Below are 11295 nucleotides of genomic sequence, written 5' to 3' on the forward strand. Positions count from 1 at the left end.
GAATGGGGCTGAACGGGAAGGTCGTCATCGTCACGGGCGGTACGCGCGGTGTCGGCGCCGGGATTGCGAAGACGTTCGTGGAGGCCGGCGCGGACGTCGTCGTCTGCGCACGCAGGCCGCCCGAAGTCCCGCTCCCAGGGGCCGAGTTCAGGGCGCTCGACCTCCGTGACCCGGAAGCCGTACAGGCCTTCTTCGCGGCCCTGCCCCGCCTCGACGTCCTGGTCAACAACGCGGGTGGCACGCCGTACCGGCGATTGGCGGACGCGGATGCGGTCCGGCACGCGCGCGTGATCGAGCTGAACCTCGTCGCGCCGCTGACGGCGTCCCTGGCCGCGTACGAGCATCTGAAGCGGGTGCGGGGCTCGGTGGTGATGATCGGCAGCGTCAGCGGCGGCCGTCCGTCGCCCGGGTCGGCCGCGTACGGGGCGGCCAAGGCCGGGCTGGAGAGCCTGGCCCGCTCGATGGCGGTGGAGTGGGCGCCGGAGGTACGGGTCAACACGCTGGTCGTCGGCATGGTCCGGACGGAGCGGTCCCATCTCCACTACGGCGGCGAGGACGGCATCGCCGGCGTCTCCCGCACCGTCCCGCTCGGCCGCCTCGCCGAACCGTCCGACATCGGCGCGGCCGCCGCCTTCCTCGCCTCCGACGCCGCCGCCTACATCAGCGGGGCGAGCCTGCTCGTGCACGGCGGGGGTGAGCGGCCGGTGTTCCTGGATGCCGCGACGGTCAACAAGGAGGCACGAACGTGAAGGGAGGCCTGACATGAGCCGGATATGCGAGGGACGGGTCGTCGTCGTGACGGGTGGGGGGCGCGGGCTCGGGCGTGCGCATGCTCTTGCGTTCGCTGCCGCGGGGGCGAAGGTGGTCGTCAACGACCTTGGTGTGGGGCTCGACGGGGTGGCGGGGGGCGAGGGCTCGGGCGGGGAGGCCGCCGATGGAGCGCCGCGTGCGCAAGGGGCCGTTCGCGGCCCGGCCGGGGAGGTGGCCGCGGACACGCAGCGCCCCCGGCAGCCGGCGTCCGACAGCCCGCCGCGCCAGCGAGGCGCCGTCGACGGCCGGTCGCTCCGGGGAGGGGGCGCGGACGGCTCGACCGAGGAGGCGGCCGGCGGCATCCCGGTCGGTGTGACGGCCGGCGGCGGTCCGGCCGGGGAAGTGGTGGTCGGCAGCAGCCCCGCCCAGCACGTGGTCGACGAGATCCGCGCGGCGGGCGGTGAGGCGGTGGCGCATGGGGGAGACGTGGCGACCAGTGCCGGGGCCGCGTCCCTGGTGGCGGCCGCGTTGGAGACGTACGGGCGGCTCGACACGCTCGTCAACAACGCCGGGTTCCTGCGCGACCGGATGCTGGTCAACCTCGACGAGGACGACTGGGACGCCGTCGTACGCGTCCACCTCAAGGGCCACTTCCTCCCCCTGAAGCACGCGGCCGCGCACTGGCGGGCGGCGGCGAAGGCGGGCCGTACCCCGGTCGCCCGGATCGTCAACACAAGCAGTGGGGCGGGGTTGTTGGGCTCGCTCGGGCAGGGCAACTACAGCGCCGCGAAGGCCGGAATCGTCGGGCTGACCCTGGTCGCGGCGGCCGAGCTCGCCCGCTACGGCGTCCAGGTCAACGCGATCGCCCCGGCGGCGCGTACGCGGATGACGGAGCGTGCCTTCGCCGCGTCGATGACGGCCCCCGAGGCCGGCTTCGACGCCATGGCTCCGGAGAACGTCTCCCCGTTGGTCGTGTGGCTGGGTTCGGCGGCGAGTGACGGCGTGACGGGGAGGGTGTTCGAGGTGGAGGGCGGGCGGATCACGGTGATGGAGGGGTGGCGGGCGGGGCCGACCGTGGACAAGGGGGCGCGGTGGACTCCGGAGGAGGCGGGGGAGGTGGCGGTGAAGCTGCTGGGGGAGGCGGGGGTGCCGGGGGCGGTGTACGGGGCGTGAGGTTTCGCCGCCCTCGCCGCCTCTACCCGTCCCGTCCCTGGGGGCTGCCGCCCCCAGACCCCCGCTTCGGTCTGCACGGCCTCGTCCTCAAACTCCCCCAGAGGGGGCACTCCCAGACGGGCCGGACAGGGGCGGGGGCGAAAACCCTAGGTGTCGCACTCCAACACCGTCCTGCACAACCCGCACCGCGCCCGAACCCGCCCCTGCACCGGCACCCGAATCCGCTGCCGGCACGTGGGACACGGGAACGACACCCGTAGCGGCCCCCGCCCATCCGGTGTGAACTCGTACGGCACCCCGGACCCGGGACCGGCCCCGTGCTGGTCCTGGGCGTGACGCCGATCGCGGGCGTAGCGGCGCCGCCCCGCCCACCCGGCCGCCGTCAGCGGAGGCTGCTGCTCGTCGCGGCGGGCCTCGGCCATGCCCTTCCCGTACGCCGTGTACGCCTGCGGACTCGTGAACCACACCGACGGATCCTCGTTGAAGACCAGCGCCCGCTTGGCGAGGACGTACCCGAACTCCTCCGGCGTCAGATACCCCAGCTTCTGCGAGGACGCCGAGTCCTCCCGGTAGGCGTCGAGGAGCAGCCAGCCCGCGCCGAGATACGTCGTCGCCGTGTCCGTGAGGATCTCGTTGTCGCGCGTGCCGGGCATGGACAGCCCGAGGCGATGCAGGTACACGTGCATCACCTCATGGGCCAGGGCCGCTCCGATGTCCCGGCGATGGGTGCGGAAACGGTCGTTCAGCTCGATGAAGTACTCGGGCCCGGCGGCGAGTTCGACGCTCGCCGCGTGCGTCATCTCCCGGAAGCTGACGATCGGACGGGCGTCCGGCAGACGGTAGTGCCGCACCAGTTCGCGGGCCACCCGCTGCGCACCCAGATACAGATCGTCCGTGTCGCAGAACGCCACATCGGCCGGCACCACACTGGTCCCGAACGTCTGGACGGTGTCATAGGAAAGCCGCCTGTAGAGCGCGGTGATCGAGGCCCGCACCGTCTCCAGGTGCGGGAAGCCGTGCTGGACCGGTCCGCCGTTCGCCACGCCCTTACCCCCAAGACGCCTTGAACCCGATTCCACTCTACGGGGATGTGAGGGGATTTTCCCTGGCGGGGTTCCACGCCCTGGGCGTGAGATCCGTCCTTGCCAGGCATGCCACCTGATCTTCATACTGCGGGCCGCTCAACACGCCATGAAAGGACGTATGTTGACCCCCAGCTCCCCGAAGAGAAGCGGCATAACCCTGGCGAAGAGGGCCGCGGCGGTGGGTGCCGTCGCGCTCGCGGTCGCCTCCCTCCAGCCCCTCAGCGCGCAGGCCGCGTCCACCCGCATCGTCGGTGGAACGCCCGCCGCGCAGAATGAGTTCCCGTTCATGGTCCATCTCTCGATGGGGTGCGGCGGGGCGCTCTACAAGAAGGACGTCGTCCTGACCGCGGCCCACTGCATGGAGGGCTCCGGCAACAACACCCGCATCACCGTCACCGCGGGTGCCAACGACATCACCTCCGCCTCCGCGATCAAGGTCAAGTCGACCAAGGTCAAGGTGGCCCCGGGCTACGACGGTACCGGCAAGGACTGGGCACTGATCAAGCTCGCCCGGCCCATCGACAAGCCGACGCTGAAGATCGCCACCACGGACCGCTACAACCGCGGCATGTTCACGATCGCCGGCTGGGGTGACATGAAGGAGGGAGCCAACACGGGCACGACCAAGCTCCGCAAGGCGACCGTCCCCTTCGTCGCCGACCGCGTGTGCAAGCGGCACTACGGAAACCGGCTGGTGTCGAAGGAGGAACTGTGCGCCGGCTATCAGCGCGGCGCCGTCGACACCTGCCAGGGCGACTCCGGCGGCCCCATGTTCCGCAAGGACGACGCCGGCAAGTGGCTCCAGGTCGGCATCGTCAGCTGGGGCGACGGCTGCGCCCGGCCCGGTGTGCCCGGCATCTACACCGAGGTCAGCCACTTCGCGAAGGACATCGCCCGCGCGGCGGACGCCCTGTAGGCAGCCGCAGCACCCGCGGGCGTCAGACGGCCCGGAGAACGGGGGCCGCCTGCGCCTCACCGGACCGGGTCGTCCCCTCCAGCTCCAGCAGCCACACGTCGTTGCCGCCCTCCCTCAGGACGGGCCCAGGGACGTACAGCGAGCACTGCGGGCCGGTGGACCAGTAGCGGCCGAGGTTGAAGCCGTTGATCCACACGAACCCCCGGGTCCGGTCCGGCAGCTCCAGACGGGCGTCACCGGCGCCCCGCACCATGACGGTGCCCCGGTACAGCCCCGGGGCACCGTCCTCGGGCAGTTCCCGCGACGGCACCGCCCGGAGCCTCTCGATCTCGTCCAGCGCCTCCAGACTCAGCCCACGCGCGCGTACGTCGTGCAGATACTGCCGCTCGTGCAGGACGCCCCCGGTGATCCCCTTGGGCTCGCCCAGCCGCGGCCCGTAGTTCACCCGCCCCAGGGACTCCACCCACAGCTCCACGCGCGCGTGCCCCGCGACAGGCTCCTTGAGGCACGCGTCGTCCTCCGTGAGCACCCCGGCCCGCTCCCCGTCGACGTACACCACGGCGAGGTCCCGCAACCCGCGCACCGTCAGCGGATACGGCTGCCGCGGTCCCGGCACCGTCACCTCGTACCGCACCAGACCCCGCTCGACGCCCAGTTCCTCGAAGGCGGGCGGGACGGGCCCGGATGTCTCCGGGCCGCCCAGCGTCTCCAGTACGTCACTCAGGGGCGCCCAGTCGGTCAGCACCGCCTCGGCCGGCGCACCCAACGGCGCGGGCGCGGGCGGGACTTCGGGCAGGGGGCCGGCGGCGTGGTCGGCGAGGATCTCACGGAAGGCCCAGAACTTCTCCGTGGGGCGGCCGTACTCGTCGATCGGGGCGTCGTAGTCGTACGACGTCACATCGGGCTCCAGCGGCCCGTCGTGCAGCGCGCCGCCGCCCCGGTTGGCGCCCGCCCAGCCCGCGAAGCTCGTGCCGCCGTGCGCCATGTACAGGTTGACCGACGCCCCGCACTCCAGGATCTCCCGCAGCGCCGCCGCCGCGTCTCCCGGACCCCGCACGACGTGCTCGCCGCCCCAGTGGTCGAACCAGCCGCACCAGAACTCCATGCACATCAGCGGGCCGTCGGGGCGGTGCCGGCGCAGCGTCTCGAACGCCTCTCGCGCGTGGGAGCCGAAGTTCACCGTCGCCAGGGCCCCCGGGACCGAGCCGCCGGAGAGCATGTGGTCCTCGGGGCCGTCCGACGTGAACAGCGCAGCCGTGACTCCCTCGGCCCGCAGCAGGTCGGCCAGCCATCCCAGGTACACCGCGTCGGAACCGTAACTGCCGTACTCGTTCTCGATCTGCACCATGATCACCGGGCCGCCGCGGTCCAGCTGCCGGGGCACGATCTCGGGCAGGAGATGCCGGAACCAGCTCGCCACGCGCCCCAGGTAGCGCTCGTCACGCGTACGCGCGCGTGCGCCCATCTCGGCCGTCAGCCAGTACGGCAGCCCGCCGTTCTCCCACTCGGCGCAGATGTACGGCCCCGGCCGCACGATCGCCCACAGCCCCGCCTCCCGGGCCGCGTCCAGGAACCGGCCGAGCGCCCCCACGTCCCGGTGCCGGCCCGGCCTCGGCTCGTGCAGGTTCCACGGCACGTACGTCTCCACGCAGTTGAGCCCCATCGCGCGCAGCATCGCCAGCCGGTGCCCCCACTGCGCCTCGTGCACCCGGAAGTAGTGCAGCGCGCCGGACAGCAGCCGCACCGGCCGCCCGTCCAGCAGGAAGTCTTCGTCCCCCACCGTGAACTCGCTCATGCGCCCACCCTCGCCCCTGGCGCAGTGCAGGGTCCATGGACAAAGATCGGCGCTGCTTGGACCGAAGGAGCGGACGGGAGGCGGGCACGCGGATGTATCACACCTGGATGCGTTTCTTCACGCCCGGCCCCGCCCACCATCGCCTGGGCCTCGTCTGCCTCGGCGTGGGCCTCCAGTACGGCGCCCTGCCGACCGTCGGGCCGAGGGTCCTGGACCACCATGTCGCCGTCGTGATCAGTACCGGCGCCGGCTGGTACGCCGCCCCCGACGGCCGCCGTACGAGCGTCACCGCGCCCGCGCTGCTGTGGCTGACCCCCGGCGTGCCGCACCACTACGCGCCGGACCCCGGCACCGGCTGGGACGAGGGCTTCGTCGACTTCACCGGGCCCGCCGCACCGACCTACACCGAACTCGGCTACATCGAGCCCGGCAGGCCCGTCGTGCCGCTGTCCGACGCCGCCGGCCCACGTGCCGTCATCGGGCGCATCGCCCGCGCCGCGCGCCGCGACAACCCCCTGCTGGAGGTGGAGACCGGCGCCGCCGTCCATGAGCTCCTCGTCGCCCTGCGCCGCGCCCGCGCCGACCTCGCCCCCGACGGCGACCAGGTCCTCAAGGCCCTCGCCCGCGACGCGTGCCTGCCACTGACGGTCGCCGACCACGCCGCCCGGCACGGCATGACCCTCGCCGAACTGCGCACCGCCGTGCGGCGCGGCGCCGGCTGCAGCCCCAAGGACTATCTGCTCGGCATCCGTCTGGGCCGCGCCAAGGAACTGCTCGCCGCCACCGAACTGCCCGTCGCCGCCGTCGCCCGCCGCGTCGGCTACGACGACCCCGCCTACTTCTCCCGCCTGTTCACCCGCCGCGTCGGCATGGCCCCGGTCCGCTTCCGCGCCCAGCAGGGCCGGACCGTCCCGGGCGGCTGGAGCAACCAGGTCCCCGACCCCGACGATCCACCCGTGATCGAACGAACGATCACCTGAGCGGGCCCCGTAGGCTGGGCGCTCATGACCAGCAACACGTCCCCCGGCGACGTCGACCCGGCCGTCCGTGAAGAGCTCGCCCGGCTGCGCGACAGCATCGACAACATCGACGCGGCCGTCGTCCACATGCTCGCCGAGCGCTTCAAGGCCACCCAGCAGGTCGGCCTCCTCAAGGCCGAGCACCAGCTCCCGCCCGCCGATCCGGCCCGCGAGGCCCGCCAGATCGCCCGCCTGCGCACCCTCGCCGAGAACGCCAAGCTGGACCCGGCCTTCGCGGAGAAGTTCCTCAACTTCATCATCGCCGAGGTCATCAGGCACCACGAGAGCATCGCCGAGGACACCGTCAACGGCTCCGCGTCCACGCCGAATCGCTCCTAGAGCCCGACCGGGACGACGGGATGCAGACAGACCCTCCCCGAGGGAGTGACACGGCGCTCCGGGCGGTGCATGCTGCGCTGTGCACCGCATGTCAGCTGACACGCACTCCCCGTCAGCGCCCCGGACATACCCTGGATGTCCACGCGGGAGGGACGTCGGGCCATGCCGTCGGATGCCAAGATCCTCATCGTCGACGATCACGAGGACACGCTGTACGCGCTGGAGAGTGCCCTGGCCCCGCTTGGGTACCTGCTGGCCCGGGCCACCAGCGGTGACCAGGCGCTCAAGCAGGTGCTCCGCGGAAAGGTCGGTCTCCTGCTGCTGGACGTGCGCATGCCCGGCGTCAGCGGCCTGGACGTCGTGCGCTACATGCGGCGGGTGGAGCAGACCCAGCACATACCGGTCATCCTCCTCACCGGCTTCGGTGCGGACCAGGAACTGACCTCCACCGCCTTCCGGCTCGGCGTCGCCGACCTCGTCCTGAAGCCCATCGACCCGTGGGCGCTGCGCACCAAGGTCCGCTACCTGTACGACGCCCACGAGCGCCACCGCGCACTGGAGGCGGAGGTCCGGGAGTTACGCGCCCTGGTCAAGGGCCACGCCGAGGTCGAGGAACCCGGACCGCGCCCGGCCCTGCCCCACCCGGACGCCCGCGTTCCGCCACAGTGCGACACCCCGGCGGGGAACCGGACATAACGTACGTAGTGATCCACCCCTGTGCCTTGTCAGCGGCATCAGGCAGCATGTCCTGCATGTCCGTACTGACGCGCGACGAAGCGCAGACCCGTGCCCAGCTTCTCGATGTCCACCGCTACACGATCGAACTCGATCTGACCACCGGGGACACGACCTTCGACTCGCGCACCGTCATCAGGTTCACCACGCGCGCCGACGCGGACACCTTCGTCGAGATCAAGCCTGCCGAGCTGCGCTCCGTCACGCTGGACGGACACCCCCTCGACCCGGAGACGCTGGACGACAACCGGCTGCCGCTGAAGAACCTCACCGCCGGCGAGCACGAACTGCGCGTCGACGCGGCCATGCGCTACTCCCGCACCGGCGAGGGCATGCACCGCTTCACCGACCCCACCGACGGCGAGAGCTACGTCTACACCCAACTGGCGATGGACGACTGCAAGCTGGTCTTCCCGGCCTTCGACCAGCCCGACCTGAAGGCCGTCTTCGACCTCTCCGTCACCGCCCCCGAGGGCTGGACCGTCCTCGCCAACGGCGTCACCGAGCCCCTCGGTTCCGGCCGCTGGCAGGCCGCGACCACCCCGCCGATCTCCACCTACCTGGTCGCCGTCGCCGCCGGCCCCTGGCACTCGGTGCGCACCGAGCACCGCGGCCTGCCCTTCGGCCTGCACTGCCGCCGCTCCCTCGCCCCCTACCTGGACGTGGACACCGACGAGCTCTTCCAAGTCACCCGGCAGTGCTTCGACCGCTTCCACGAGAAGTTCGACGAGCCCTACCCCTTCGACTCCTACGACCAGGCCTTCGTCCCCGAGTTCAACGCCGGCGCGATGGAGAACCCCGGACTGGTCACCTTCCGCGACGAGTTCGTGTACCGCTCCGCCGTCACGGACACCGAGCGGCTGGTCCGCGCCATGGTCATCGCCCACGAGATGGCCCACATGTGGTTCGGCGACCTCGTCACCCTGCGCTGGTGGGACGACATCTGGCTGAACGAGTCCTTCGCCGAGTACATGGGCTACCAGATCTGCGCCGAAGCCACCCGCTTCACCGACACCTGGGTCGACTTCGGCATCGCCCGCAAGGCCTGGGGCTACGACGCCGACCAGCGCCCCTCCACCCACCCCGTGGCCCCCGAGGCCGTCGACGACACGGCCGCCGCCATGCTCAACTTCGACGGCATCTCCTACGCCAAGGGCGCCTCCGCGCTGCGGCAACTGGTGGCCTGGCTCGGCGAGAAGGACTTCCTCGCCGGTATCAACACCCACTTCGCCCGCCACAAGTTCGGCAACGCCACCCTCGCCGACTTCATCGACTCCCTCGCCTCCGCCACCGAGCGCGACGTCCACGCCTGGGCCGACTCCTGGCTGCGCACCACAGGCGTCGACACCCTCACCCCGGCCGTCACCCCCGGCGACAACGGCACCTGCACCCTCACCGTCGACCACGCCGGCAGCCGCACGCACCGCGTCACCGTCGGCCTGTACGACCAGGACCTCGGCGACAACGGCGGCAACCTCACGCTGCGCGAACGCCTCGACGTCGACGTCCCGCAGAGCGCCTCGCAGCCCATCGGCAAGCGCCCGGCCCTGCTGCTGGTCAACGACGGCGACCTGACCTACGCCAAGGTCCGCTTCGACGCCGGGTCCTTCGAGACCGTCCGCAGCAGCCTCGCCGGTCTGCCCGACCCGCTCACCCGCGCGGTCGTCTGGAACGCCCTGCGCGACGCCGTCCGCGACGGCGAACTGGCCGCCGGCGCCTACCTGGAGGCCGCCCGCGCCCACCTCCCGCGCGAGACCGACCTCGCCATCGTCCAGGGCGTCCTCGCCTTCGCCGCCGCCCAGGTCACCGACCGCTACCTCACCCCCGAGGAGCGGCCCGCCGCCCTGGCCACCCTCTCTGCCCTGTGCCGCGACCTGATCCGCCGCACCGAGGACGGCGACAACCCCGGCCTGCGCCTGATCGCCGTACGCCACTTCATCGACGTCGCCGCCCACCCCGACACCATCGCAGCCTGGCTCGCCGACGGCACCGTGCCGGGCGGACCCGAACTCGACCCCGAGCTGCGCTGGCGCGTCCTGGGCCGCCTCGCCGTCCTCGGCGCCGTGGACGAGGCCGCCATCGCCGCCGAACTGGGACGCGACCCGAGCGCCACCGGCCAGGAGGGCGCCGCCCGCTGCCGGGCCGCCCTGCCGGACGAGGAGGCCAAGGCGAAGGCGTGGGACGCCATGTTCGCCGGCGACGGTGCCACGGCCCTGTCCAACTACCTCTTCACCGCCACCGCCCAGGGCTTCTGGCAGCCCGAACAGACCGACCTGCTGCGGCAGTACGTGCCGCGCTACTACAAGGACTCGGTCGCCGTCGCCGCCCGCCGCGGCCCGGCCATCGCCGACGCAGCCGGCCGCTACGCCTTCCCGGGGTACGCCGTCGACGCCGAGTCCCTGCGGCTGGGCGAGGAGTGCCTGCGCGACGGCGAGCCGGTCCCGGCACTGCGACGCCGGCTCGCCGACCACCTCGACGACCTGGCGCGGGCGTTGCGGGTGCGGGAGGGCCAAAAGGGCTAGGTCGGACACGGCCTGGGCCCTGCGAAGTAGGACGGCGCTGGTTCCCATGGCCGATGCGGTGGGCTGATCTTCCTTCCTGGGCTCGAACGAGTCAGAGGTCGATCAGTCCGTCCTCGGCATTCAGCCCTGGAGAAACCGTGATCGTAGTGACCGGCGCCACCGGCAACGTCGGCCGTGCCCTCGTCGAACGTCTCGCCGCCGCGGACCGGCCGGTGCGTGCGCTGACCCGCGAGCCGCAGCGGGCCGGACTGCCCGCGGGCGCCGAGGTGGTCCGGTTCGAACCCGACCGGCCTGCCGCCCTGTTCGAGGGCCCGACCAGGCTGTTCCTGTACGTCCAGGCCGTCGGCGAACAGACCCGGCCTTCCTGGCGGCGGCGCGAGCGGCCGGGGTCCGGCATGTCGTCCTGCTGTCCTCCGGGATCATCTTGGAGGGCGCCGACGAGTCCCACCCCATCCACGTCATGCACGCCACCGCCGAGCGGCAGATCCTCGACAGCGGCCTCGCGTGGACCTTCCCGCGCCCCAACGCCTTCGCCGTGGACGCCTTCCAGTGGGCCGCGCAGATCCGCGCCGACGACCGGGTCCGGGGCGTCTTCGCCGACGGGCTCGGCGCGCCCTCCCACTCTCGAATGCGCTCCAGCGGGGGGACCCCATCGAGGGCGACATCGCCGCCGTCGCCGAACGGGCTGTCCTCGACGACGGCCACGAGGGCGCCGCCCAGCGGCTCACCGGGCCCGAGGCGATATCCAACGCCGGGCAGGTCGGGGCGATCGGGCGGGCCGTCGGCCGCGAGCTTCAGTTCGTCGAGGTGCCGCCGGACCAGGCCGGGCCCGAGCTGTTCCCGTTCGTTCCGCCGCACATGGTCAAGGACCTGCTCAGGCCTTCGAGGCCACGGTAGGCGTGCAGCCGGAGATCACCGACGCGGTGGAGCGGATCACGGGGACTCCGGCCCGCGGTTTCGC

At 72.3% G+C, this 11295-nt stretch carries 10 protein-coding genes; 8 read left to right on the forward strand and 2 right to left on the reverse strand.

Translation table 11 applies throughout. The features are described from left to right. The first annotated feature begins 2 nt into the window (after positions 1-2). Complete coding sequence (locus tag ACZ7L5_RS08425; protein ID WP_471515411.1) at positions 3-749, forward strand: SDR family oxidoreductase; 747 nt, start codon at positions 3-5, stop codon at positions 747-749. 232 nt (positions 750-981) lie between these two features. Further along, positions 982-1923 (forward strand): SDR family oxidoreductase, encoded by a 942-nt coding sequence (locus ACZ7L5_RS08430; protein WP_471515869.1) that lies wholly within the window; start codon positions 982-984, stop codon positions 1921-1923. Positions 1924-2069: 146 nt separating this feature from the next. Here the strand turns inward: ACZ7L5_RS08430 and ACZ7L5_RS08435 are convergent, their stop codons facing one another. Next, positions 2070-2966 carry a hypothetical protein gene (locus ACZ7L5_RS08435; RefSeq protein WP_471515413.1) on the reverse strand — a complete coding sequence of 299 codons (897 nt, stop codon included), beginning with the start codon at positions 2964-2966 and terminating at the stop codon, positions 2070-2072. A 160-nt stretch (positions 2967-3126) separates the two neighbouring features. On the opposite strand from ACZ7L5_RS08435, the gene ACZ7L5_RS08440 reads away from it, so the two are divergent. Then, entirely contained in the window at positions 3127-3924 is a 798-nt protein-coding gene (locus ACZ7L5_RS08440) for a S1 family peptidase (protein ID WP_328882311.1), read from the forward strand. A 22-nt stretch (positions 3925-3946) separates the two neighbouring features. Here the strand turns inward: ACZ7L5_RS08440 and ACZ7L5_RS08445 are convergent, their stop codons facing one another. Then, entirely contained in the window at positions 3947-5719 is a 1773-nt protein-coding gene (locus tag ACZ7L5_RS08445) for a glycoside hydrolase family 35 protein (RefSeq protein WP_471515415.1), read from the reverse strand. A 92-nt stretch (positions 5720-5811) separates the two neighbouring features. On the opposite strand from ACZ7L5_RS08445, the gene ACZ7L5_RS08450 reads away from it, so the two are divergent. The 5 genes from ACZ7L5_RS08450 (at position 5812) to ACZ7L5_RS08470 (ending at position 11231) form a co-directional block, all read left to right on the forward strand. Beyond that, complete coding sequence (locus ACZ7L5_RS08450) at positions 5812-6699, forward strand: helix-turn-helix domain-containing protein (RefSeq protein ID WP_471515417.1); 888 nt, start codon at positions 5812-5814, stop codon at positions 6697-6699. Positions 6700-6723: 24 nt separating this feature from the next. Continuing rightward, positions 6724-7077, forward strand: coding sequence for a chorismate mutase (locus tag ACZ7L5_RS08455; RefSeq protein ID WP_365064076.1), 354 nt, complete (start codon positions 6724-6726; stop codon positions 7075-7077). Positions 7078-7239: 162 nt separating this feature from the next. Then, positions 7240-7773 carry a response regulator gene (locus tag ACZ7L5_RS08460; RefSeq protein WP_471515419.1) on the forward strand — a complete coding sequence of 178 codons (534 nt, stop codon included), beginning with the start codon at positions 7240-7242 and terminating at the stop codon, positions 7771-7773. A 56-nt stretch (positions 7774-7829) separates the two neighbouring features. Beyond that, positions 7830-10334, forward strand: a complete 2505-nt coding sequence (gene pepN / locus ACZ7L5_RS08465; RefSeq protein ID WP_471515421.1) for an aminopeptidase N — start codon at positions 7830-7832, stop codon at positions 10332-10334. 549 nt (positions 10335-10883) lie between these two features. Beyond that, positions 10884-11231, forward strand: coding sequence for a hypothetical protein (locus ACZ7L5_RS08470; RefSeq protein ID WP_471515423.1), 348 nt, complete (start codon positions 10884-10886; stop codon positions 11229-11231). Positions 11232-11295: the final 64 nt, after the last annotated feature.

The sequence above is a fragment of the Streptomyces sp. NPDC107528 genome, from assembly GCF_055639295.1.